This is a genomic window from Streptomyces sp. NPDC031497 (genome assembly GCF_055580905.1).
On the sequence record NZ_JBVIKO010000040.1, the window covers coordinates 1 to 26,772 of the forward strand.

General features: G+C 65.4%; 9 protein-coding genes and 2 pseudogenes. 9 read left to right on the forward strand and 2 right to left on the reverse strand.

From position 1 onward, the window contains the following. Positions 1 to 33 precede the first annotated feature (33 nt). From ACZ5K7_RS44940 to ACZ5K7_RS44960, 5 genes and pseudogenes are all read left to right on the forward strand, one after another. Positions 34 to 16,401 (forward strand): EndoU domain-containing protein, encoded by a 16,368-nt coding sequence (locus tag ACZ5K7_RS44940; RefSeq protein WP_468923721.1) that lies wholly within the window; start codon positions 34 to 36, stop codon positions 16,399 to 16,401. Between the two features lie 265 nt (positions 16,402 to 16,666). Next, complete coding sequence (locus tag ACZ5K7_RS44945; protein WP_468923723.1) at positions 16,667 to 17,365, forward strand: type VII secretion system-associated protein; 699 nt, start codon at positions 16,667 to 16,669, stop codon at positions 17,363 to 17,365. Positions 17,366 to 17,806: 441 nt separating this feature from the next. Beyond that, positions 17,807 to 18,097, forward strand: a complete 291-nt coding sequence (locus tag ACZ5K7_RS44950; RefSeq protein WP_468923726.1) for a fic family toxin-antitoxin system, toxin component — start codon at positions 17,807 to 17,809, stop codon at positions 18,095 to 18,097. An 804-nt stretch (positions 18,098 to 18,901) separates the two neighbouring features. Beyond that, positions 18,902 to 19,303, forward strand: a complete 402-nt coding sequence (locus ACZ5K7_RS44955) for a hypothetical protein (protein ID WP_468923728.1) — start codon at positions 18,902 to 18,904, stop codon at positions 19,301 to 19,303. Positions 19,304 to 19,488: 185 nt separating this feature from the next. Then, positions 19,489 to 20,260, forward strand: a pseudogene (locus ACZ5K7_RS44960) (transposase family protein). Between the two features lie 76 nt (positions 20,261 to 20,336). On the opposite strand, the pseudogene ACZ5K7_RS44965 reads toward ACZ5K7_RS44960, so the two are convergent. Next, positions 20,337 to 21,195: pseudogene (locus tag ACZ5K7_RS44965) on the reverse strand (IS5 family transposase). A gap of 100 nt (positions 21,196 to 21,295) precedes the next feature. Between ACZ5K7_RS44965 and ACZ5K7_RS44970 the strand changes: the two are divergent. The 3 genes from ACZ5K7_RS44970 to ACZ5K7_RS44980 all read left to right on the forward strand — a co-directional run bounded on the left by ACZ5K7_RS44970 (position 21,296) and on the right by ACZ5K7_RS44980 (position 25,917). Then, positions 21,296 to 21,619 (forward strand): CU044_2847 family protein, encoded by a 324-nt coding sequence (locus tag ACZ5K7_RS44970; RefSeq protein ID WP_468923731.1) that lies wholly within the window; start codon positions 21,296 to 21,298, stop codon positions 21,617 to 21,619. 19 nt (positions 21,620 to 21,638) lie between these two features. Beyond that, positions 21,639 to 25,538, forward strand: coding sequence for a trypsin-like peptidase domain-containing protein (locus tag ACZ5K7_RS44975; RefSeq protein ID WP_468923734.1), 3,900 nt, complete (start codon positions 21,639 to 21,641; stop codon positions 25,536 to 25,538). A gap of 121 nt (positions 25,539 to 25,659) precedes the next feature. Continuing rightward, complete coding sequence (locus tag ACZ5K7_RS44980; RefSeq protein ID WP_468923737.1) at positions 25,660 to 25,917, forward strand: hypothetical protein; 258 nt, start codon at positions 25,660 to 25,662, stop codon at positions 25,915 to 25,917. 74 nt (positions 25,918 to 25,991) lie between these two features. Here the strand turns inward: ACZ5K7_RS44980 and ACZ5K7_RS44985 are convergent, their stop codons facing one another. Continuing rightward, positions 25,992 to 26,408, reverse strand: a complete 417-nt coding sequence (locus ACZ5K7_RS44985) for a hypothetical protein (RefSeq protein ID WP_468923740.1) — start codon at positions 26,406 to 26,408, stop codon at positions 25,992 to 25,994. A gap of 17 nt (positions 26,409 to 26,425) precedes the next feature. Between ACZ5K7_RS44985 and ACZ5K7_RS44990 the strand changes: the two genes are divergently transcribed. Continuing rightward, positions 26,426 to 26,701 carry a zinc ribbon domain-containing protein gene (locus ACZ5K7_RS44990; protein WP_468923743.1) on the forward strand — a complete coding sequence of 92 codons (276 nt, stop codon included), beginning with the start codon at positions 26,426 to 26,428 and terminating at the stop codon, positions 26,699 to 26,701. The last annotated feature ends 71 nt before the right edge of the window (positions 26,702 to 26,772 follow it).

The following is a 26,772-nucleotide window of genomic DNA, read 5'->3' on the forward strand; positions in this document are numbered from 1 at the left end:
CTGGCGCAGGATCTGCCGGCCGGCCGGGTGGTGGTGCGTCACTATCTTCTGGATCCGGTGTGGCACACCATGACCGTGGGTCACCAGGCTGCTGCCGTCGCGCAGTGGCTGCGTACCGGAACACGTCCTGTCCCGCCCGCCCGGACACCCCTTACCGAGGTCTCGCAGGACACCGTGCACGAGCCGGCCGGGGTGGACGGGGTTGATCAGGGGCTGTATCTGGAGGTGCGGCGTGAGTATGCCCGTCTGATGTCCGGCACGGCCGCGTTGTCCGTGGAGGCGGTCGGTGAGGCTGCCCGGGTTCTGCCCCGGGAGTACCGCACCCTGCCGGTCCGCCAGCGCGGCGAGGCCATCGCGAGGTACCTGGTCTCCGGCCACCACCACACCATCAGCGGCGGTATGAAGGGGGATGAGTTCGAGACGGGTTTCGCGGCGCACCGGGTGGAGGAAGGCAAGCTCGTACCGGTCACTCTGAGTCTTGGCCAGGTGCTGGCGGTGCGGGACACTCTCGGGATCGTGGTCGATAATGCCATCGATCCGCAGGGGAGGAAGAGGTCGATCCTGGAGATCGCGACGGCTCCCTACCGGATTCTGGACGGTGAGCGGGCAGGCTTTGACGCTGATGCGGTGGCGGCGGACGTCGCGGACGTCTTCCGCCGTCTTGAGGGCGGTGGCTCTCTTGGTGTCATGTTCCCGGACAGTGACGGGTTCCAGGTGAGTCCGGAATACGCCGACTTGCATTTCCGTGCATTCAGGCAGGGCGTGTACGCCCAGTTCAACGTCGGTGTGAGTTACGCGGGTCTGCCGGCCTTTCTGCGCAGCATCAAGGATTACTCGCTGCAGCAGCCGACCAGGGAGATGGGGACCGACAACCTGGTAGCCGGGGAGCTCTTCGCCGAACGGGTGACCGAGTGGTTCACGGGTCCTGCCGCGCGGCATGCGGGAAGTCCAGGGTTCACCCACGCTGCTTTGCAGGAGGCCGCGGCACTGCACGGGTTTGCGGATCTCGCGTATATGCATACCGCGGGCGCGCTGCTCAGCCGCATACGGGGACTGAACCTGGGCAAGAACGAAATACCCGTAATGGCCAGGACTCCCTTCGATGAAGTACGCGAGACGCTCCCGCGGAACGTGAGGGAATTCCTCGAGGCGAACAGTCCGCGCATTGCGGCGCTCTTCGAGGACGTGCTGAGGGCAACGAACCCATGGATCGACCGCAACGTCGACGCGAGGCAATCGGTGCTCGACCTGCCACCCGGTGGCGGCAAGCCGTCCTTCCGTTTGTACCTCGACAACGCGTTGATGGAGCGGCCTGAGCGGTCCGTCAGTCATACCGACATGTTCGGCAGTTCCACCGAGCTGGATCTGGATTATGACGGCCCGGATCCTGAGATCCCGCGTCTCGTGCTTGAAATCAGGAGAATCGGCAACGGCACCGACACGCGAGAGAGCGTCGCCCGTAAGAGCCGGCTGGTGGAACGCTGGGCCCAGGACGCGGAGACCGGCGCGGCGCGGCCAGTGGCGCCACGCCCGGCACTCGTACCGCCGGGTCCTGGCGACGAGTCGTTGGACACCCTCGTCCAGGCGTACCAACAGCAACTGTCGGTCACCGCTCCGCGCCGACGCCGACTGCCGGCTGTGCCGCCGGCTCCGCAGGCCGGACCGTCGCGCCCGGCGCCGGCGGTTGCCGCCGGCGCACACGACGCCACGTCGGTGCAGCGGTCCGTCAACCGCATCCTGACCCGGCAGGAATGGCCGTACGGCGAGATGAACTTGACCACGGTCGAGGACTACCTGCGCCGCTACCCCACTCTGTGGGCGAACCAGCCCGAGGACGTCGTGGCGACCCGCATCGCATCGATGATCCATGACAGAGGCCGCTTCGGCGACCCCACTGTGCAGACCGCCGCCGCGTCTGGCTCCCTGGGCGCCGGAAGGGAAAGCACCGGGCCGGCAGCCCGGCAGCCGGCCGACGGACCGGCCGCCTTGCGTCCCTGGCGAGACATGTCCGACCGCGCACAGGAAACCCTGCGTCTCATGGACACGCCGCTACGACAGCGGCTCTTCACCGATGCCGAGAACATGATGGCGATCCACCGCCTGGCCATGCGTGAGCCCGCACAGGCAGTCGGCCAGATCGGCGAACTGCAGCGCCGGGTAAGGGATTTGGTGGCCTACCGGCTCTACCGCAGCGGTACGCAAGCCGCTGGAGAACTGGCCCAGCAGCTGCGCACGGCGCTGGAACCCCACCTTCGCTACCCCGTCGGCGGCGGTGCGGGGGATGGGTACCCGCCGGACACCGAGGCGGCGTTCGCGGCAGCGGTGCGTGAGGAGCCCTTGCTCGCGGGGCTGGAACCCGCCCTGGTGCGTCAGGCCATGGACATCCAGCAGCAGCACGAGCCGGCCCGGATGCTCATCGGCACCGACCCCGAGACGGTGATGCGGCGCGAGCAGCGGGTCACACACCTGGAACAGATCACCCGGGTACTGCGGGAACAGGGCGAGAGCCAGGCCCATCGCACCGCCCGGGAACTGGCCGAGAACGCCTTCGCACCATCACCGCACACCTCCCGCGACCGCGGCCTGCTGGCCGGCGGCGCCCCGCCCCGCACACGGCAGACGGCCGCACAGACAACCGAAACCGTGCAGGTCCCCACCGCCCAGGACCTCAGCCGCCGCATCGAAGGCGCACTCCGCAACATCCCCGGCATGACACCCACCCGGATCATCCAGACCACACGCACCGTAGACACCGCCGCCCGAACCACCAACTCATGGCACCAAGAATGGCCAGTCCGTGCCATTGCGCAAATGGTTGCGCAGGGTAAGTGGACGGTAGGGTCGCATCTGCAGACGCTCGTGTCTCTGGCCCGGCCTGGTAGGCAGCATGTGGCCGAGGCTGCCGCTGCTTCCTCGAATCTAGCCGATCTTATAAAGGCGCATCCGGACCTGGTGGACGTGTTCGTCGATGCGCCAGTCATGCTGGAAAGAATGGCGGCCATGGACGATGCGGCCCTCCAGCTCTATCTGACCAATCCTCGCATCGTCGAAGGGCTGCTCACGCAGGACGGCGAACGTCGTCCTGCGGTCGAGGCGATCAATAGCGGACACAGGTCCTACCGCAACCTGCTTCGGTTGCCCGGACTGTTCCTCAAGTTCGGCCCCCGGCTTCCGCTCATCCTGAGCTTGGCAGGCGAGGGCCCGGTCGGCCGAGTTGTCCAGTCGAACACGAGGCTCGCAGAAGCCTTGGCGGCGAGTTACGACACATACAAGGAGCAGTACACGGCCAGGTTTGGTTCGGAGTGGACACTGGCTCGGGCCTTCGAAACGGATCGGGGTGTCGATTACGGCCTGGTGCTTCGTGAGGTCGGGTTGCGCCGGAAGCTTCAGGTACATGCGGATCAGGCGTTTTTGTGGATGAGTTCTCCGCAGTTGGCCAGGGCGGTAGTGGCGAGGCCTGCGCTGATCGATGAACTGGCTGTGCCATCAGCGGTGGGCCTGGTCGATGTGCTGGAAGATTTGCCTCGGGTTGCCGAGCGACTGGCGCGTGACGAGCGATTGCTGCGGGCGGCGGCGGGCAATTCGGCTGTTTCGGACGTGCTTTCGCTTGATCCGGGCGCGTTCGACCAAGTGAGCGCTGAGGAGCTGGAGGGAGAGCTTTTCAGGGCGGGGGAGCCGGTGTTGCCCAATTCGGTTGAGCCCGATGCGGCGGCGCCCTTGCTGGTGCGGGTGCGTCAGGCGAACCCGGCACTGGCGGCTTTGTTGGATCGGGAGCCTGATTTGACTTCTGTGCTGGAGGCGGACACGGCGCTGGCGACGGTGTTGGCCGATCACGGTGGTCTGCTGACGTCTCCTCATCATTTCCGGCGGCTGCTGAGCGAGCCTGGCAAGAGGCTGCGGCCGGCGGTGCGTGAGGGCTCCCCGCTGCTGGCTCCGTACATCCTCGCTGCTGCACTCCGCCACGCGCAGGTGCGTCGCTGGCTGCTCACCCCAGGTACGCAGGCACTCATTCACGCACCCGACAGCGACATGCGCCGTCAGTTTGCTCGGGACGCCCAGATCGAACCTCGCGTAGGCTTCGTGCTGTTCGATACGCCGGCCCTTGTCGAAGTACTGAGTAACAATGTCACGATGCCCCGCCAGATACTTGTCGATCTTTGGCAGGCGCGGCGTACCGACGAGATGGCGTTTGAGTACCTGTTGCGTGCGAATTATTCGTCCGCACTCCGGCGGTCGATCGATATTCCGCTTTTCCTTGAAGTGATGCTGCGCGACGATGGCGACCTGCTCCGTCTCGTTAAAGAAAGCCATGCGGCGCATCTTTTTGAAAACGAGCATTTGGCGAATATTAGAAATAATCGCGATGTCGTGAAATATCTGGCATCCAAGTCGGGACTCTCCCTGTCGGACAAGCATTGGCAGGCGCTATTCGGTAATGCTGATCTTCTCGGGGAATTGAGCGGACCCAGTAAGCAATACCTTCCTTTGCTGGCGTCTGCTCCCGAGGCGTTCGTTGAAGCTATTGCGCGTGAATCTTTTGTTCATGCATTGCGCAGTGAGGATTTCCGTAAGAAGCTGTCAGATCTTTCCGTGCAGAAAAAAAATACAAAAGCCAAGACAAAGAATCCCCAGTGGGCGATGGCACTACTGAAGGCGGTGACCGATGATGACATCACCGGCCCACCGCGACTGACACGCGAAGGCGTCGAGCTGATGGAGCACGACGTGACGCTGGCGAAGCTTTGGCGCCTGGACCCGATCAAGGACACGAAAGCCTTTCTCGAAGCAGCCGGAAATTCTCCCGAGGAGTTGTCGCGGCTTCAGAAGGTCGACGCCGAGGTGCGCGCCAACAGTCACCTTTGGGAGAAGGCCAAGACCAGCATGGCGCTGGGGTCCGCCCTGCACCGTCACCCGGAACTGGCGTCTCTGCTCACGGAACGCCCACCTCTAGTGGACTCGCTCCTCGACCCGGCCACCAGCCTTCTGTCGGCAGTAACCCAGAGACCCTCCATCATCGAAAGCCTACGCACCAACGACCACCTCTTCCGACTGATCTTCCAGGTGCCGGCCACGGCAGCGGTCCTGGCATCAAGTCCCGGCTTGGCCGCCGATCTAATTTCCAATCGGGAACTGGCGCGACTTCTCATCGACAATCCCACTCAATGGTATAAGGTTCGAGGAAATGCCGATCTGTACAAAGTCATCTCTGGCTTTGAGGCTTTCGCGCGCGCTTTGGCCGACAGGGAACCTGCGGTCGCGGAAGTGGTGTCATCGGATGCAATACCTCTTCTGCGAGCTCTGCGGATGATTGTGACCCTTCCCGGAAGTGAGCAGGTAGCGGAAGCGGTGGTGAGTGGGGTTTCGGCGGCGAAGTGGCTGAAGATGAATCCGACAGAAATTCTGAAGCTACGCGGGAAGCCGGCGATCGCCGCCGCCCTCGTGGACCACGCGTCATTCTTCTCTGAATTCGACACGGTCCACGCGTTTATGACGGCCGAGCCCTTGTTGGAGCAACTGGAACAGCATCCGGAGCATGTAGATTTTGTGCTTGGCGACGAAAGAATATTTAATGCAGCCAGACGCGACCCCGGTTTGGTGCCGGCGCTTACTGTCTCGGGTGTTCGCGACGTGCTCAAGAAGAAACCTACGGTGATTGATCTGCTGGGGAGCTGGACCAAGCTCAGGAGTCTGCTGCAAAATTCACCGGCGGTGATTCAGGCGCTCAGCCTCGTGCCGACGCTCGACGTCAGACTCAAGAGCGACCCGAAACTGCGCGGTGAGATCGAGCAGGCCCCCTGGGCCGCAGGTGCGCTGACACGTGATTTCCGCATGCTTCCCGAACACGCACTCAAAAACAGTGTGTTGTGGCGCGCCGTTGTAGCGAGCCAGGAACTGGCTGATTCTCTGAAACGCAGTCTCAGGCTGAAGAAAGCACTGCGCAGGCTGACCGACCTATTGGGCGCCAATCCACGACTGGCCGAGACCTTCCTGGCCACGCCGCGGCTGCTGCAGTTCGCGGGCCAGCATCCGGTGGTGCTCACGGATGTGTTCGAGCAGATCACCGCTGAGGGACGGGGCTCGTCAGGTCTGCAGCCGGAAGACCTGCTGCGGAGAGCGAACGACGCGCTCGCCTCCGTGTCCCGCTCCGCTGACACCGGTGTGGAGACGTGGCTGGCGGAAGTGAACGAGCCGCAGTCCGGCGGCTCCGCGACGGCCAACCGTACGGGGGGTGGGAAGAGAGGAAAGAATAGGGCTGCCGGGCGGGCTGGTCGCACAGACAACGAGGGCCGATCCGGCACTGTGCGTGAGGAGCAGCCGGGGCCGGAAGCGCCATGGGCCGCAGCGCTGCGCGCCAACCCAGAAGCGTCACGGCTGTTGCTGGACGCGGAGAACGCGGAGATTCTGGCGGGCCTGGAGACAAGGCCAGATTTTCTGGCGCTCCTGCTGAACTCCGATATCGCGGACAACATCAATGCCGATCCCAGCGCGTGGCACGAGTGGTCGTTCAGTGACTATCTGACGTCCGTACCGGACATGTCTGAGGGCTTCGAAGCGACTTTCGCCGCGTTTCAGTTCCGTCATGCGCTGCTCTTGGAGGGCAGCCAGTGGGAGCGGGTGCGGCAGGAGTTCCTGCCAGTGTGGGAGGCGCGGCGGCAGGAGCAGGAGCGGCGAACCGCGCAGGAAGCGGATGAGGTTCAGCGGAGACTGGCCCGCCTGCGGACCCATGAGCCGCAAACCTGGAAGGACAGCGGTCGCTTCCACTTCGCGACCGAAGGCCTGCGCAAGCAAATTGAGGCGTCCGGGCCGGAGGATCTGGTAGTACTGCGGAACGCGGCGGCAGGCGCCCTGTCACCGCGCGAGGGGTCGTCGTATGCGCTGAACCGGGGTGTGCACTATCACCTGGTCAATTTGCGTGGTCTGTCGGCAGTTAAGGTTCTGGCGGAAGACGGCCAGGTCGACCTCGTGGTGACGGCGATCGCGACGCAGCGCATCGGGGACAAATATGTCTGGGGCTCCGGCGGCAAGCCCATGCCCGGGGCCCTGGATGCCAGCGTGGTACACAACCATCCCCTGATGGCCACATCGCGGGCGATGCTTGAACACGCAGATATTGTTCGGGCCGCCGCTACCACCGCCGACAAGGGGAAGAACAAGAAGGCGAAGGCAGCCGATGACGGCCAGCCGGCCGGAGGCGGCACAGTCCCCCCAACAGAGAAGCGGCCGGTTGGTGACGCAGGTCTGTCCCGACTCGCGCAGCTGCTCGCCAACTACCATGCCGCACTGCGCGAGCATCGCTCGGCGCAGCAGTCGCCGAATGCCCGTACAGCGGTGAGGCAGACGGTGGTCAAGCTGGAGAAGGCGGAACTGCCGCTGCGCAGCTTCGGGCTGCTGGATCTTCGCGGGGACACCGTGCAGGTCATGATGGCCAATGCTGGCGCAGCCCATGCCTCCGGCTTGTGGCAGTCCTTTGAGGATGCCGTCCGCCACGCAAACTATGGTCTGGCGGCAAGGCTGCTCACGGTGATTGACGCGTCTTCCCAGAAAGGCGCGGAAGCTGGCTCGAGGCTATCTGTCCAACCGGAGCCCGCACTCGCACGCGAGCCGCTCCACCATCCCGATGCGTTCGAAGGAAGCCGCGTACCTCAACAACCCGGCGTACCGAGCCACTTGCCGGTGAGTGAACCTGCAGTCGAAGGTGCTGCTGCAGGCAGGAAGGAGTCGCTGGCGGAAGCCGAGTTCCTGGAGGCGATGCGGGGAGGGAGCCAAGATACGTCGTCATTGGGCGGCTGGCCGGCGCACTCTGCTGCGGAAGTGGGGTTGGACTCGGGCGAAGCCCGGTCGATGGAGCATGAACGGCTGATGCACAGTGGCCGCGGGCAGGGTACTGGTCTGGCGGGGAACCAGTTGGTCGGACCCGGCGTCCCCGGCCTGGCTGCGACCGGGGCCGGACATGCCTTGTCCGGTACGCCTATTGTGTCCGGCGCGTCAGGCAATGTGGTCGGTCATGATTTTGTTGGCGGATTTCCCGGTAATGCGTTTCCGTTGAACACCTGGGAGGTCTACGTCGCGGAACGAATTCGTGATACCGGGGGGGAGGTTCTGCGGCCTGCGACAGCACCTTGGCGATCGTATTCCCAGTCCACGCCGGAACCCTATTTCGCTGTATTGAGCGGCACGGAGGAGATGCTTCGGTATTGGGTATCGGGCATCGAGGTCTGGATGGCACCAGACGTGTTCGCGGACCGGTTCGCCGACCGACCCGATGTGCGCTCTCTCGACGCAGACGTCCCGGTTGTTTTGTTGATGTCCGGTGGCGCTGCGGGTGGTCTGGAGCTACCCCGACTCGTGGCGGCCCGCACAGGGCTTATGGTGTGGGCGCATAGCGGGGAGCTTCGGTTTCGGCAGTCAGCGGATGCGCTGCACACGGTCATCGCTTCGATGGCGGACGAGGTTGGTTCGCCCGTGCCGAGCGGAAGTTGGGTGCTCAGTCTCCCCAATGATCTTGGCACTGCCTCGGAGCATGAGCCTGCCAGGGTCATGCCGGCGACTGCCACGACCCTGACCGGGCACGACGGTCAGCTGTTCACCGCCGGATCAATTCTCCAGCACACCCTCGTTGACCGATTCGGCAGGCCTCTTGGCCGCGTAGCTCTTCCGCAGGAGGACTGGGCGCGCGACGAGATAGTGCTGCGCCACCGGCCCGCAGACAGCGTAGAGACCTTCTCTTCGGTCGTTCACGCTGAAGGGGGTTACGAAGCCGTGCCTGGCACAGTCCGGCGCGCACCGTGGGCGTCGAGTGCAGATGCGTATCATTTCGTGGCTCACGGAACGTTCGACGAAGTGAACTTGGCCCAAAGATCCGGCGGTGGCGTCAGCGTGGACGGCGGGACACTCGGGCAATTCCTGCGTCGTCGTCGCAGCCTGTCGAACCGGCCGGCGAACCATCCGATCATTTTGAACGTGTGCTACTCCGGTGCCAGGAGCTCCAGACCGGATGGAAATGTTGCGCAGCTGGTCGCGAATGAGACCGGGCGAGTTGTTTATGCGCCGTCTGGGATGGCGGACATTTACTTCGATCTGATGGATGACGCCGACGGCAACCCTGGCCAGTGGCTGGTTTTCTACCCCCGCCGGACGCGTCCGGACGGGAGGCAGGCTTTTGGAAATGAAAATCCTTCTTTGCAATCAGCTCCTGCACACTCGAGCGGCAATTTGCGCCGGGACGCTGTTCGGTCTTCCGCCTACCAGGCGATGATGTTCGACGCGGCTGAAACGTCCCGCGAGACTGGGCAGACACGTGCGTCGACCTCAATGGCCCACGCAGGCCCTGCCCGTCTGTCCGCAGTCGAGGTGCCGACCCCAGGCGCGGCTCTCAGCAGCAGGGCCAATTCTGCTCGGACTCAGGAGCCCGGTCCGCACCTGTCCGGTACGCGGTTGGTCGATACTGAGGGCAGATTGCTCGGGCACGACTACCGGGTGCAAGGAGCCGCCCTAGGATCGCTCGACGTCGCTCATTTCCACATAGCGAGACAGGAACGCTCGCAAGGCGGATTCACTTGGGAAAGCGTGGTAGCGCCGTGGCATGTTTCCACGCTCCTTCTCCCGTACGTCGTCCTGCTCGATGGCACACAGCAGGGGTTGCGCGTGCTGACGGCGGACGGGGGTACTGCCGATATGAACCATGCCGAGTTCGCCGCTCGCTTTGCTGCACACCTCGCCGCACACGCGCAGCAGATACGTCCGGCTGCTCCGATCGTGCTTCTGCTTGCGGGAGGAGGTGGCGCGGATCTGACGCTGCCCCGGTCAGTGGCGGCGTGGACGGGGCGGCAGGTTTGGACGCACTCCGGAAACGTGGGCGTGCTATCAGAACAGCAGGCATCGCGCATCGTGGTCGCCGGAGGTGACGCGGCACGGCCCGAAGGCCAGTGGATCTTGAGCCTCCCGGAAGATCTAAGGCCTGCTGCGCAGCCCGTGCCCGATGGCGGGGTGATGTCTGGCCAGGTCTCGGCGGAATGGATCCCCGGACTCGACGGGCGCCTGTTCTCCAGCGGTTCTGTTGTGCACTACACCGTCGTCGACCACCGGAACCGGCCCATTGGCAGGGCGTCCCTTGACAACCCGGGCTGGGCCGAGGACGAAAGCTTCACGCGGCGACGCCCGTTGCCTCTGGCGAGGTTCTACAACACCGGCGGCATGGTCGGTGAACAGTACTATCGTCGCTTTGCGCCGCTCCGTCTTCCATGGCAGGCGGAGACGCCGAACGCGTCGCCCTATTACTTCATCGCGCATGGCAACGAGACGGAAGTCAAGCTGCACCGCGGTCGTGCCGGCGAGGGGTTGGTCAGCGGCACCACCCTGGGGGGGTTTCTCAAGCGCCGACGCAGCTTGGTACGGCGTCCGCCGACGGATCCCATCGTGCTGATGGTGTGCTCAGCCGGCGGTCTGACCGCAGCGCCCGACGGGAACATTGCGGAGCAGGTGGCGAACGAGACGGGACGCACGGTGTACGCGCCGACCGGATTGGTCCGGACCGACTTCAACGTGGATGACACCCCCGACGGCTACATCGGCGAGTGGCTGCAGTTCCGCCCGAACCTTCGTCGGGACTGGCGGCAGTACGCCAGCAGCCGCGTGGTCGCTCCTCCGCTTCATACCCAGCCAGATGCTGGTGGCGCAGGGAACTCGGAGGCGTCCGCGGGCGCTCATGGCGGCCCGGCGACGACTGCGGCTGCGGCTGCGGACAAGCTAGCCGTTGCGGGGAGGCCAACGGAGGCGCACGTTGGCTTTTCGACGTCGCCTGCGGTGTTTGCCGAACCCCTCAGCAGTGCACGCGAGGACCGTGGTGGAGACGAGAGTGTCCAGCCGCCGTGGGAACCGCTGTGGGAATTGCCCACGTGGTCAGAGACTCACAGCAGCCATTCCGATGAGTCCGACGTGTCCCACGACGGCCTGAAGCTGACCGAGCGGCAGTCCGCTCAGTACAGAGAGCTTCATCCCGACGTTGCGCGTTACCTGGAGCGAGAGAACATAGAGATGCTGCCGCCTTCGCTCGGCGAGCTTCTCGTGACGGTCTTCGCCCACGGCCGTGATGCGGACGGAAACCTGTCCGCAGAAGGACGACAGCATCTGGTCGGTGAGCTGGACGCACTTTTCACGGAAATGATCGAGGAACTGCGGACGTCCCTCGGAAGTGTCGAAGTCCGCGGCGAGATAACCGATGGATCACTCAATGATCACCTGAAGCGTGTCGAGAACGAATCACTGCTGACTCGCTACCCGGAACTCATGTCCTATCTGAATCGGGAGAATAAAGGAATCCCCTACGACTCCAATGCATCGCTTTTCGCCAGCGAGAAGGAACTGGTGATCGACGGGACAACTGTTCGCATCCAATACGACCCGACGGAAGCCGTCAAAAATACTGAGCTGCGCGAACGCCGGATCGCGCGGGCTATTTTCCTGGTCAAGGCGGGAGGATTTGATGTTCCAGACTTCTCCGTCATTGCGCCGAAATATGCCAAGAACCTCACCGTGGAAAGTTCCATGACCGTCGGAGTGAAAGACGGTTCGTTCGAAGATTTCGCCACAGCTTTCCCGCCGAGAAGGCTCATGGTGAACCTGGCGATGCCTCCTTTCTCGTGGAGTGCCACTCTGAAGAGTGAACCCGTCCCGGAATTCGACGATATTTCCCATGATCCAGGTGTGGGTCACATTGTGCGTGCACTGGGACGGATGCTGCACTATGAAACGGATACGTCGAAATACGTTGACATGATAGCCGCGAATCTTACGCCGCATGCCCTTGACATTGCGCGGTCCGAATTCAGGTCGCCGACGGAGGATCCGGCCGGGCTGGTCGCGGATGTCTTCACCTTTCTGGTTTATGGCAGAGATGTTCCGCCGGAACTGATGAGGATGTACGGCGAACTCGGTGGTCCGCCGAGGCGACGGGCCGCGGCAGAGCCTGCTGTTTCGGCCTTGGACATGGCGTTCTTGACGAAATCGGTGAACTCGCTGCGATCCGAACAGCGGCGCCCGCCCTTGTCCATCGCCCAGGTCAGATACGCTTATTCGCGGCTTCCCACTGAAATCAGATGGGTTCCGCGAAAGATTCAGTCCAGGCGTGTGATAGAAACGTTCGAGGATCTCACGCGCTTCACCGTGCACGGAGAACCAGCCCAGGCTACTGCCCGTGAAAAGGGTTCAGCCGATGTGAATGTGACTGGGGGCGCGGATGTCTCTCCAGACCTGCTGCGAGCGGTCAATGAGAAACTCGCAACCATGCACTGGCCGCTTCTGCCGGTGCGCGGCGACCACCTACTCCGCGTACTTGACGGTGCGGGTCTACTGGGGAAGACAGCGGATCGGCCGCTGGCTGAACTGGCGTACAGCATCGCGGATCGAATCGCCGAACCTGTGGTCACCGTCGCGGGCGCGGAACTGCTCGGGGAAGCCGAGACCACGGTGACGACCCCAGTACACAGGTCGACCACCCTCCGTCGCCGCCGTTTCCTGGTGCAGAGATATCGGCGCCAGGACGGAGAGACGGTGACACGCTTCCTGGTGCGCGTTGCCTGGCGGAACGATCCCAGCGACCCTCGGCCGGTATCCGACAGCGAGAGGGACATGATTGCGCAGCGCTTGTCCCGTGAGCTCGATGCGGTATGGAATTCCGGGATGAGGCTGCCGGACGGGTCGTTGCTGCGCCTGGACTTCGAACTGACAGATCCGGAATCGGCGCATAAGCAGGTCGTCGTGTCGCAGCGTTCCTTCAGAATCCATGACGAGGGGTTCTCCATTCCGGAGTTTGCCAAGCGAGGGTTCATTGGGACGCTCGCCCATGAGGCGGGGCACTGGTTCGGCCAGCCGGACGAGTACCGTGAGGATCGGCCTGGTCGCTGGCCGGTCTATGGTGACGGCGGTGTGATGGGTTCTCATATAGCGGTTCCCGGCCGCCCCTTCCCGATCGACGGAAGCCGCATGGATGAGCCGACTGCGCGAGGGCCGTTGTATGTGGCACCTCGTTATCTGCGGAACCTGGGTGCCGCAGCTGAGCGAGCGCTCGGCAGGGAGCCTGCTGAACCGGGCAGGGCAGGGCACGCCGGGCTGCCGGAGCGAGCCGTGTTCTCCGCTGAGGTGCTGGAGGCAGCCCTGTACGGCCGCAGCGGCAGAGGCGGTCACCTTTCGGTGACGGCCCCCTCCGGTTCGGCGCGCCCGGTATGGCAGGGGCCACCGGCAGCGAACGGGACCTACCGCGCCCGGTTCGCCGAGGCGGACCATCTGCAGCACGAGCCTGCCCGGAGGGAGACGTCGTGGCTCGCCGGAGTGGGCGATGTGGCCGATGCCCTTCCGTATCGTCCCGAGGACGGTCTGGAAGGAGCGAACAGCCTGTCGGCGGAGACTTTGGCCGAGGTCGGGCGCCGCGGAACCACGGATCCGGGCACGGTTCAGCTTCCGAAGCACTGGTCCCTGGAGTTCGCGGTCTACGCCATGCAACAGGCCTACGCGGAGGCCCGGCGAAAGGACGCGGTGAGACCGGTCGAGGGCCGGGAGGCAGTCCACCACTGGGTGGGTACGTATGCGGGCGTCAGGTTCGAGGGGGAGATTTCGGGCGCTGAGTTCACCGGCGTGCGTCCGTCGGAGGACCAGACCGGACTGGAGGCACCACTGTTCTGGGTGGCTCCGCAACCGGTGGTCACGCCTGAGCCCTCCTTTACCCACAGGGCGGAGGACGTCGCCTTCCTGGGCGACCGGCGTACTCGTACCGGCGCCTACCACTGGCCCGAGCGTGCGGGTGTGTACGTCCACGGTCTTGAAGTGAACAAGGAAATCGCACATCCCAACGGCACTTACACGGCGACCGTGCGATTTCTGCACCCGGACTCCGAACCGTTCAGCCCGGAGTCGTACCTGGAGAGCCGATGGATGCCGCACGCCGACGGGACGACCGTACTTTTCCCCGAGAACTGGAGTGCCCGGGACATCCGCGGATCCGTCCAGCGGGCCCACACCTTCGCGGTGCGGCAGGGCAGAGTTCTGGACCGCGGAGACGGTTCGTACCGTTGGCTGGGTGTGGACGGGTGGGTGGTGATCGAAGGCATCGTGCGCGACCACCAGCACACGGCATTCCGTCCCGCTCTGGAACAGTTCCCGACCCACTGGCCGTCACGACCGCCACTGGCCTCCACGTCCGGCACATCTGTCGTACTCGGCGGTGAAGACGGCCAGGATTCCGCCGTCGATGTCCACTGGTCCGTCTTCCGGAACGGCCAGGTGGGCCTCACCCTGACCAGGAAAGTGACGATCACGGGTTCGACCAGCCTCGCGGCCGACGAAGTCCTCCTCCGCGCGGCGGCCGAGGACTTCGGACTCCTGCCCCACCGGCCCGGACAACCGCTGGTCCGGATCCTCGTCGACGTCGTCGTCCCCTCCGGAACAGGAACTTACGACATCGACACAGCACGCCTGTACAGCCCGAACGCCAAACGGAACATAGCCGCTCTGCTGGGACTGCCGGCGAGCGTCGAGGAACTTCTGTCCCGTCTTCCCGGCCCGACTGGCGACGACTACGGCGCGTGGGACTGGACCTTGGAGCCCGGCACGAACCCGGACGAGTTCCAGCGCGCTCTGAAACTGGCGGAGAACCCGGCCGAAGCGCTGCGCGGATCGACTCTGGAAGAGGATGACCACCATGCCGTCCCGGCTGTTCCCTGGCTCTCACCCGCGCAGCGGGACGAGGCGACGCTCAGCAGACTCGTCAGTACCGGCGCTTTCTCCGCCCAGGCCCTGGACGACTTGCCCCGCAAGGCACAGGTGCTGGGCGACTGGAATCCGGCTGACCTGGCCGAGACGGTTTTGGTCGGTGTCAGAGCACGACTGCGTCGGCTGAATGTGACGGAACCCGACAAGCCGGTTCTTGTGGAAGTCGACTTCGCCAACGGGATCAGTGTCACGGCTTCCGTCCGCGGGGGTGTCATCGTCGACTTCGAGGCCCGGCCGATCGTCAGGAGTCCCCGAGAGACCCCGGATCATCGCGTCCCCGAGAAGGAACGTGATGTGAGTGACGCCCACGGCGGGCCTCTCGGTGTGATCAGTGCCCCCGCTCTCGGCCCCGGGCGCTCCCGCCTGGCCAGCAGCATTCCTTTCCGTGGTGTCCCTGATCACGGGATCGAGTTCGGCGGTATCGGGGTCGGGGACGTCAGCGTGCCCTCGGCGCGTCACTCTGCCGGTCTCATCGTGTCCGCAACGTCTGGACTGACCGTCGGCCGTGATTTCTCCGGCACTGGCGCGCAGAGCTTGGTGCTCAGTACTCGGGAGGTCTACGTCGCGGAGCGAATTCCGGACACGGCAGACGAGCGCGTACATCCGTGGGCGGCGCCCTGGTCTTTGCATACTCCGCTCCATGAGCCCTATTTCGCAGTGCTCGTCGGCACGCCGGAGCTGCTTTGGGTGCACACGGAGGGCGGCGAGACCGGAATGACGCCGGAGATGTTCGCGAACTACCTTTCTACCCGGCGTGATGTGTCGTCTCTTCCCGCTGACGCTCCGGTCGTCCTGCTCCTGTCCGAGGGGGCGGCGGGCGGGTTGGAGCTGCCGCGGTTGGTCGCGGCCCGGACCGGTCGCGCGGTGTGGGCACACAGCGGGGAACTGCGGTTCTATCCCGGGAAGGATTCACCGAACACGGTCATTACCTCGACGTTCGACGATGGCAGGACGGTGCCGGCCGGGAACTGGGTGCTCAGTCTGCCGGACGATCTCGGGCCCGCCTCGGTGCATGAGCGTGCCACCGTGATGCCACCGCGGCCCGAGTTCCTGACCGCGCTCGACGGGCGGCTGTTCGGGACGGACGGCCTATTGTTCCAGACCATCGTCGATCGGCAGGGCAGACCGATGGGGCGTGTCAGTCTGCCTCGTAAGGCCTGGGCAGATGATGAAGCGACTCGACAAAGTGTCTCCGGACAGATCCTGGAAACCTATCGTTCGGCGCGGGAGTTGCCCAACGGATCGATAGCGCAGGTTCCTGGTACGGAACGGCCTCTGCCCTGGGCGCAGAGCCGGAACATCTATGAGTTCGGGGCTCACGGAAACCACAAGGAAGTGCACCTGGTAATGCGGTCCGGCGAGAAACGTGTGGTGGACGGTGCGAGGTTGGGCCGCATCCTGAGTCGCCGCCCCAGCGTGTCGAACCGGCCCGCAAACCACGCGATTGTCCTTGTGGTGTGTGAAGCAGGAGGCCGGAGCACAGCACCGGACGGGAACATAGCGCAATTGGTCGCGGATGAGACGGGCCGCGTCGTATACGCTCCGACCGGAATAACCACGGTGATGCTCGACGTGACGGACGACGCCGATGGCCATCCTGGACAGTGGCTGGTGTTCCGTCCCCGTCGGCGGCGGTGACGCGGGGAGAGGCGTACACACACGGAAGTACACACGGCCATTGCGGTGCTGGAAGTACGGCATCGCAGTGAGCGACCGGTGTCGGCCGGACAGGCACTGCCTGGGTTCATGGAGTTGTCCAGCTACCCGTGTGCGGGGCGGCGCCGGCGCCGCCCCGGGCGCTGGCCGGCCTTCCGCCCAAGCCGCGCCTGACAGGGAGACTGCTGCCATGCGCCGAATGGGAACGTAATGACGATGCACACGTACTAGGACGGTGAAGAGAAGAATGAACACGAACGGTGCCAGTGCCGCCGGGACTCCGGCGGGGCAAGAGGACGAAGTGGCAGCGCGCCCCGGTCTGCAGGGTGCTCCAGAGATACCCAACCAGCTGCGGACAGCTGCCCGGCTGGCTCCCGAGCACTGGCTGGCCATGGTGGATCCCGGCTGGAGCGAGACAGGGGTCCCACCGTCGTGGGCGGTGATGGGGGAGGTGCGATCCGGCGTCGATGGCGAGATCGAAGAGTGGCGGGCCAATGAGGCGCATCGGCCTTCGCCGGTAGCGCGCGGCTGGCCGGAGCCCACCGACGAGATCGACGAGGCCCTCCAGTTGGCGGTCACGGGTTACGGTCCCGGCGAAGAGGTGATGCGGCTACTCTCCGTCGCCGAGGTGGCCTTCCCGCTCGACCCGGCGGGACGTCCGCTGGTGGCCTCCACTCCGGACGGCATCCCGGCGCTGGCGGTGTATACCTCGGCCGGACAGATTCCCAGCCTGGGTCGGCTCGGGTACGACGCTTCGCAGGTCAGTCAGTTGCTGGCACTGCTGGAACCCGAGCAGCGGCTGCTCGTCAACCCAGCCGGAGCCGCATGCCTTCTGCTGGAGCCCGAAGCGTTGGCCAGGGCAGCGTCCGCAGAACAGGACCCAGGAGTGACCGGTCAGCCGGATCCGGCGAGGAGCGGGCGACAGGCCGATCAGCCCGCTCACTGACCGTGGGGCGGCTGACATGCCGACGGCCCATCGGTTTCACGACCGACTGGCGGTCGGCTCGCCCGTCCAATGCGGCCTGACACGCAGGGGCAGCGGTCCGGCCTGCGAAGTCAGCGAGTGGTGCCGACGGGGTACACGCACGTCGAGCGGGCTGGGCCGGACACGTCGGGACGACGGATACGTTCCTCATACCGAGGCGTATGCGCGCTCGAGATTCCTCCTGACGGCCACGAGCTGATCCTGACCAGGGTCCGCCCGTACCGGGCCGCCTTGGACAGCAAGTCAAATCGAACGACTCATCCAGGAAGACCCCACCGGGGTTCGGGCGGCCGGCGTCGAGGCCGCGCAGCGCCTCCTCGACCAGTACGGCGGCTTCCTCGACGACCTGGAGCGTCGGCTCGGTGCACCGTATGACGGGACGCACCTGCCGGGATCCGCGGCGTGATCGTGCACGTCGGTGAGGCCTGGATCCTCGAAGTCGCCGAGCGCGCCGGGCACTGCGATCCAAGCACGGACGACTACGGCGTGCCCATCGCGGCCGTCGCCCGCCAGCGGGGCGAACTCTTCAACAATCCAGTCGACGGCGGCTTGTACGTGCGGGCTGCCGCCTTGGTCCATACGCTCGGCCGGTGTCGCTGGCTGGAGCGCTCCAACCTCACCGTGGCCTGTGCCGTCACCGGCATGTACCTCGGGCGTCGAGCATCTTTGTCGCTCCCACCCGCGAACAACTGAAAGCGCTCGCCCACGAGCTGAGCAACCCCCGCTGCACCACTTCGCAGATCTCCGTCCTCCTGCGGACCTGGAAGCCCTGACCCTCTACCGGCTTCCCCCGTCACGACTTCGTGATCCAAGAGAGCCGCCGGCCTGTACGGGCCCGCTTCCACACCCACCATGAGGGGTGCCGAGGCAGGTACCACCCGGACGAGACGGACCGCAGGAAGAAGATCACTGCCGGGTTCGATGCTCATCGACCGGTACCAGGACCTGGCGAACCTGGCGCCACCACAGGGCTGCTGCCCTGTAGCCAGCCTCTGTCGCTGCCAGGAGAACAGTCAGCCGAAGCATGATTGACGCTCATGGAGGCCAGCCTCACAGTTTTTCCGTCTCTGCGACCTCGATCGTCCTGGCACCACCGTGATGTACGACGCCTTTCCTGTGTGTGATGTGCATACTTTGCGTACGTGGCACGGGAAGCTCCGGGAAACCTCAAGTGTGTTCCTCGCCAAGTGCGAGGATGTCATACGTGTGCGATGAGCTGGCCGGAACGATCCATCGCCACCGTTCACTCCTCATGCCCAGCTCAACTGCCAACTGGGGTTGCAGGGAACGGTCTTGATCGGTAGCCAGACACCGGTAGCATGCACCGCACACGTGGCAGCACAGCATGCGACACATTCCGTTGCACACAGCATGCGTCAACAAACGTTCCACAAACATGGATCATGCTCACCGTCCAGGCCGCCGCACCGAATCCGCCCGGCGTGCCTCTGCCTCCGGCGTCACATCTGACGCCCGCAAACCAGAATGGAAGTTCACATGACATCGTCGAACAAGACCCGGCGCACTGCACTGGGCGCAGCCGGCGTCGGGCTTGCGCTCGCCGCCGTAATGGCTGCCTCCACCAACGCTTCCGCCACGATCGGCACGGGCCACGTCGAGCTGTGCTCGAACGGCAACTACGCCTCCTACATCGTCTTCCGCACCGACGACGACGGCGTCTCGGGAGTGACCCAGAACGTGCCGGAAGGAACCTGCCAGACGTTCGCCGTCCCGCAGCGCACCTCCTGGCTGATTGTCCAGGGCCGCTGGAACACCCACCCCACGGAGGCGGGCTTCACGGTCGGATCAGACAACGCCAGCCCCACCGGGCGCGCCCAGCTGCTGCGCGCCATGGGCACGACCACCAACCCCTGGCTCCCCGCGCCCACCGTCTACTAAACCGCATCTTGCCCAACCGCTTCACACACCAAGCCGGGTGACACTGCCACCCGGGCACGGCCCGGGCGCCACCACACAACCAGGGAAACGCCCGGGCCACACCCCCCACCACCGAAAGAATCCCGCCCTGCTCGGCCTCGACTAAAGCGTGTTGCAGAAGGCCGTGAGCAGGGCATTTCCCTTGTATGCGTGGGGTGTTGACGGCTGATCCGTTGTGGATGGAGACGTTCACGGGGCTGCGGATGAGGCAGTTCGAGCGGTTGGTGAAGGTGGTGCGGGAGCGGGGTGGCGGCGGGCCGCGCATCGGGAGGCCGTGGTGTCTGCCGCTGGCCGACCGGGTGCTGCTGGTGGCTGTCTACTACCGCACGAACCTCACCATGCGGCAGCTCGCGCCGCTCTTCGGGGTTTCCGCCTGCCACGGTGTGCAGGGTCATCCAGCGGCTGCGGCCCCTCCTTGCACTCGAGCCGGCCGCACGGCCCGTTGATGCCGCGGACCGGCTGTGGATCGTGGACGGCACGCTGGTCCCGTTCCGTGACCGCAAGGTCGGCGCCTCGAGCCGCAACTACCGGTTCTCCGTGAACGTGCAGGTCATCATCGATGCGGACACCCGCCCGGTCGTAGCCACCGCCCGCCCGGATCCGGGCAACAGGGCCGACGCCCATGTATGGCGTGACTCCGGTCTGCGGCAGCAGTGCCAGGGCGTCACCGTGCTCGGCGACGGCGCCTACATCAACACCGGCCTGGTCGTCCCGCACCGCAAACGACCCGGCCGGGCCCTCCTGGCCGGCGAGGAAGCCGACAACGCGGAGCATCGCCGGGTCCGTGCGCGGGTCGCGCATGCGATCGGCCGGCTGAAGAACTACAAGATCCTCCGCGATTGCCGACAGCACGGCGGCGGCCTCCACCACGCAGTCCAAGCTGTCGCCCACAGGCACAACCTCGCCCTGGCCACGTGATCAGAACAGCCATGATCGCCCTCTGGCCTGCCAAAACACGGCCTTCTGCAACACTCTTTAGGTTCTGTCTCTTTGGTCAGCGGCGGGTCCAGATGAGGATGCCCGCGAGGTGGAGTGCGGCCTGGTAGGCGATCGCGAGTTTGTCGGTTCGTGTGGCCAGGCCGCGCCACTGTTTGAGGCGGTTGATGTGCCGCTCGACGGTGTTGCGCTGCTTGTAGGCATCCGCGTCGAATCCGGGCGGACGGCCGCCGAGTCGGCCTCGCCGCAGGCGGTGGCCGACTTGTTCGGAGGGCTGTGGGATGACGGCACGGATGGCCCGGCGTCGCAGGTGGCTGCGGATGGCGCGGGATGAGTACGCGCGGTCGGCCAGGACAAGGAGAGGTAGGGTCCGTGGCCTGTCCGGCCCACTTCGGGGCACGCGAATGCGGGACTTCACTGTCTCGAAGGCGGGTGCATCGCCTGCCTGGCCTGCGGTGCCGGTGAAGGCGAGGGGCCGTACGCGGCCGTCTGAGGCCAAGTGGACCTTGGCGCTCAGCCCGCCGCGGGAGCGTCCGAGCGCGTGATCGGCGAGCTCGCGGAAATGGACCGCCCCCTTTTGAGTGCTCCGGCGGCGTGCTGGTGGGCCCGGACGACCGTGGAGTCCACCGACACCGTCCAGTCGATGTCGTCGTCGGTGTCCGCCGCCGCCAGGACGGCGGCGAGGAGCATCTCCCACGTGCCGTCAAGGCCCATCTGATCAGCCTCTTGTGAGCGGTCCGGAACGAGCCGAGCTCGTCGGGAAGGTCCCGCCAGGGCGAGTTGGTGCGATACTTCCACGCGATGGCCTCAAGAGTGCGTCGGTGGTCGGCCCATCACCACCTGCGGACCGGATCCGCTGGCATCAGCGGCTCGATCCGGTCCCACATCGCATCGGTGATCACTAATCGGACACGCACATCCGATCAACTCACCAATCCATCAAAGAGACATGCGCTAGCCGACGGGCCCCCGTCCGCAACTACCATGGCCTCTCTGACACGCGGACGGGGAGCCTACATGCAGGACGACGCACTGGCCTTGGTGGACGCGACGCTGCCGAACGGTGCAGTGGTCAAGGTACACGCGGTCACGGAGGCGGGGGGCGGCGCGCAGGATGTCGGCTTCGCGGACGTGTTCCGCTTCGACGCCGTTCAGGACGCGCTCTCCGGGGTGGCGGACATGGTGCGAGAAGCCGTCCGCAATGCGACACCCGACACGGTCGAGGTGGAGTTCGGGCTCTCACTCACGGTGGAGGGCGGCAAGCTGCTCGGCCTGATCACGAAGGCCGGAGGGACCGCGGCGTTCACGGTGCGCCTCGGCTGGGAGGCTCCGGCCGAGTAACGGCTGGTGGGACTGAAAAATGACCGTGAGAGAAGGCGGCCCAAGAGGGCTGCACCGACTGCTCGCCGAATGCACAGCTCAGGTGCTGGTCGATGGATCACCGCGCGGCACCGCCTTCTTCGTGGCGCCGGGCCGCGCGCTGACATGCGCACACGTCGTCGCGGTGGCGGCCGGACAGCCGGACCGGATCACTCTGCGACTACGCGACCGCCGACTGAGCGTCGAGCAGTGCCGGTGCGAGCCGAAGCAGGACCGGATAACCGATCCTTACCCGTTCCCCGACGCGGCGCTGCTCGGCTTCGCGGCCGACGACCACCCCTGGGTCTCGTGCCAGGACGCCGAGCCCGTGCTGTATCCGGAACCTGATCGGCTGTACACGGCCGGATGGGCGGATACCTTCGAGCGCAGAGGACGGCCGCGTCTCATTCCCGCGTCGCTGCGGTACGAGGGTGGCTTCCTGGACACCGATTGGGCAGACGGCGAGGATGACGGCGACGACACCAGGGAAGACGCCTGGCGCCTACAGTTGCGGGACGGCCGCATCTCCGGCGGGATGAGCGGAGCCCCCGTACTGAACGAGCGCACTGGACGAGTGTGCGCCATGCTGACCCGCACCCGTGACGCGCAGTCCGATCTCGGCGGCTGGGCTGTTCCCGTCGGGCGTGCCCTCGACGCCTTCGTCGGACACATATGGCCCGCGAAAGAGCCTGCGGGAGTCCAGCACGAGCGGTGGTTCGCCGTTCGGCAGGATGCCCTGTACGCCCAGACCGGAGCGGAGTTCAGGTCCGCGTATCGGTCGCTCACGACCTCGCGTGACGTTCGACCCAGCGTGCTGCTGCGGCCTGAGTACGGAGTCGTGCCGTTCTTGGGGCGGAAGTCCGAACTCGATGAGCTGATGGCATGGTGCACGTCGGGGGAACAGGCGGCGGTCCGGTTGCTGGCCGGCCAGGCCGGGGCAGGCAAGACGCGCCTGGCGGCCGAGCTGTGCGACGCCATGGCGCGGCAGGGCTGGACTGCGGGGTTTCTGTCGGGTGACGGCAGCCCGAAGGTCCTGGACCGGCTGAGGGAACGAGGCGATCCGGTACTGGCCGTGCTGGACTACGGGGACACTCATACCGGCCTGCATGAGTTGCTGAGCCGACTGGACGCACCCGAGGGGACAGCGCCTCCCACCCGTCTGCTGGTTCTCGCACGCAACCGTAAGACGTGGTCACGTCGGATCCGGGAGGCGGCCAGTCACATCCCGGTGGTGCAGGCAGACCTCGCCCCGCTCGTCGTGACCCGGGAAGCCCGCCGCGACGCCCACGCCTCTGCCGCTGCCGCCTTCGCCGCCCGGCTCGGTGCCGCTGCCTCTGTGTCCGCGGCGCGAATGCCGCAGATGGGGACGCAGCCCATCCTCGTGCTGCACATGTCGGCCCTGCTGCAGGTACTGGACAACGACAGCACGGTCCGCCACGGCGTCGGGGACGAAGACACGCGCCGGGTCATCGTGCGGAGTGTGCTCGACCGTGAGTCCTCGTACTGGAGCCGCAGTTCGGCGGCAGCCGGTCTGTCCATCGACGACGAACTGCTCAGACGCGTGGTGACGTCGGTGGCCCTGTTCGGGGCTCAGAAGGAGGTCCACACCGCTCAGTTGCTTAGGACCATCCCGGATCTCGCCGACGCGTCCGCGGAACGGTTGCATACAGTGGCGCGCTGGGCGTTGAGCTTCTTCCCCACGGCGGACACGACAGGGGTTGCCTACGACACAGAGATCCTCCAACCCGACCTGCTGCTCGAGCAGTTGGTTTCGGACACACTCGTCGACTGCCCCACGATGCTCGAATCGCTGGCCATCGTGCCCCCGGAATCGGCAGAGCGGGCGTGGCTCATCCTGGATCGTGCCTGCACCGGTGACACACGATTGATCGTCTTCATCGAACAGGTTCTGCGCAGCGCACCAGTGGGCATGCTGCGCTCGCTGGTTTCCGTCGTCGAGCGTTCCGAGGGGCCTCTGCAGGACGTGTTCCTCAAGGTCACGGCGGGGATGAGCGAAGGCGACGCCCACGACCGTGCGGCGATGTTGGAACTGGCGGAGTCCATCCCCGTGCGCAGCGTGGTACTGCAGGACGCCGGGATCACGTTGTGGCGGAAGGCGATCGACTCTGCCAGGGAGAGCGACGGTCCGTCCGTCGCCGACCTGCTGAACCGGTTGGCGATTCGGTTGTCCAAGATCGGCCGCCGTTCCGAGGCCGCCGACACCAGCGTCGAGGCGCTCTCGGCCGTACGCGAAAATGCCACGGCGGGAGGTCCGCCGCCGACGCGCCTGCTGGCGGAGCAACTCCTGCAGACTGCCGAACGGCTCAAGGACGGCGCGCGGGAGTGGGACTCGATCGGCATCCTCGATGAGGCGAGGGAGATCGTCGAGGCCGACTCCGGCGAGGATCCCGCGTGGCGCATCGGGATGCTTGCCGACACGCTTCCGAAGCTGTCGAGGTTGAGCGCCGTCCTGGGCAGGGGCGAGGACGCCAAGAGGTATGCCACCGCTCAGTTGGCCCTGCTACGAAGGCTGGAAGAGATCGACGATCCCCGGACACGGGCTCAGGCCGCTCAGAAGATGCAGGAGTCGTTCACTGTATTGCGTCCGTACGTCGATGGTGACCAGCTGATCACAGCCCTCGAAACCCTTCACCAAGCACGCATGGAAGCCGCCGCCACCGGAGAACGCCCCGAAGCCGAGAAGGTCGGGGCCTTGCGGGCGCTGGCGTCCAACCTCAAGAAGCTGGGCAGGGAGACCCAGGCGATGGACGCGTTGCGGGACGCGGAGTCCCTCTGCCGCTCATTGCTTGACGTCGATTTCCCAAGCTACGGACCGGAGTTGAGCGCGACGCTGGTCGCAGAAACAAGCCTCGGCCACGGGATGATCCGGGAAGAGATCGTCGACACACAGAAGGAGATCGTTCGTCTGCGCCAAAGGATCGCGGAACTGGACCCGACGTCCGAGAACGAAGCGGCGCGGGCCAGGGCGCTCATCGTGCTCGGATCCCGTCTGAGCTCGGCCGGTTATGCCTTCGGAGCTGTCAATCCGACCGAGGAAGGGGTGGCCATCTTCAGAGAGCTGGCGGAGAAGGAGCATGGAACCCGGTGGCGCCACGTGGCGAGTGCTCTTGCCGCGCTGGCTTCGAGGCTGGTCTCGGCGGGGCTCCGGCAGCGAGCCCTGATCGCCGAAGCTGAACGCCTCTCCATCGTCCAGCGTCTCGCCGCATCGGACTTCCGCCGCTACGGCCAGGACCTCGCGGGCGCGTACATCAACGCGGCGCGCCTCTATTCCATGGCTGGGGCCGAGCGCAGGGTCAAGGAGACGGCCTGCCAAGCCGTGAACACCGCGCGGCGGCTTCGTGGGCAGCCCGGCACGGACGCGGACAGCGACCTGTCGGGAACACTGGCGGGTGCCGGCCTCGCCCTCGCCGCCGCAGGCCTGTACTCCGATGCGCTCCCGATGCTGGCGGAGTGCGTCGACCTGCGTAGAACAGCGGATACCGCACATGCGGCTGACGTCCGTGCGGCCGAACTGCTGCGAGGGCTCGGGTACCTTGCCGACACATACGCGGCGATGGAGGACTGGGACAGCGCGGTGCCGCTGGCGGACGAAGCGTTCACCCTAAGCATTCGTGCGCTGCTCGAGTTCCCCGAGGACCGCAGCACCGACAGGAAACGCAGATCCGACACGGAGCAGTTCTACGCCTCCCTCATACGGCTGCACGGCCTTCTCCGGGAACGGCGAAGATTCACTTCCGCGCATCGGATCTCCACACAGGGACTTGAGATTCTTGATCAGCTCGCAGAGAGAGGCAACGGCACCGCGAAACGCCTGCGAACCCGCCGACTTCCGCTGTACGAGCCAGTTCGTGGCCTGCGCAACCCGAGTCAACTTGGCTAAGAGCTTGCAGATGATTAACGCGTCGTCCTGATCACGCTGTTGGGGTTGTCGCTCTGGGCTCGAACTCGAGCTGGGGCACGGCTACTGCACGTACACGTTCTTCGAGCAGTGCCCGCACCGCATGGCCTGCGCCCGCTGCGACTTCTACACGCCCAAGAAGTCCAGCAAGGCCCAGCTCCTGGAGGCGAAGGACAACCTCCAGCGCATGCGGGCCACGATCCCGCTCACCGACGAAGAGCAAGCAGCCGTCGAGGACGGCCACGCCGCCCTGGAACGGCTCGTCGAGCGTCTCAAGGACGTCCCCACGCCTTCCGGCCCCACCCCACGCCAGTTGCTGCCGATCATTGAGGTCCGACGAGACATCGCCGAAGAGCGGTGACATGGCTGCACGGCCTGCTCCCGCGCCGCCACAAGCTCTGAGTGGCGCTACTGACGACTTCCTGCTCTGGCGTACTACTGACCGGTGCTCGGGGCAGTGGGGGTGGAGTCGTCGATGGTCCAGGTCTTGCCCTTGCACACGGGCGGGCCGTAGACGTACCTCTTGCCTGAGGTGGCTCCGATGGCGATGAGGCTGACGTCTTTACTGCAGTTGTTGCTATACAGGCCGGGGATATTGTTGATGTCAGGGCCGGAATCCTTACCCGGTCCGACACCCATCAGCTGACGCACGTCAGGTTTGGAACTGGTAGGCGAGGAGACGCTCGTATAAAGTCTGAGCGCTTCGGATGTCTTGTTATCGACGGTGAATACTGCTCCTGGCTGGCATCCCGTGACGCCGAGCAGGACGACGGCAGTGCCGCTAATAGCGAACAGCGCCCGACTCCATCGAGGATGGGCACGCGAGTCCGCCTTGGCTTCCGGCGTTTTCATTTCAACTCCTTGAATAGATGTGCGCGTCTGATCTGCATGTCCGCGCGCTGGTTCACGCTGCTCGCCCGGCGCTGGGCCGCGTCACACCAGCAGATTCGCTTCACCCCGGCCTGAAGGCTGCCCGTTCCTCCGCTGTCAGGGATGCCCAACCTCTGTCCGTCCGGGAGTGGACCTGCGCTGCCTGCGGCACGGTCCACGACCGGGACCACAACGCCGCACTCAACGTCAAACAGGCCGCCGGGCTGGCGGCATCGGCCTGCGGTAAGACCAGAACCTGTTCTGGCACAGCGTGAAGAAACAGGAAGCCACGGATTCTCGACCGGAAACCGTGCCGCGTAGCGGCACAGCAACCAACCGAGAAGGC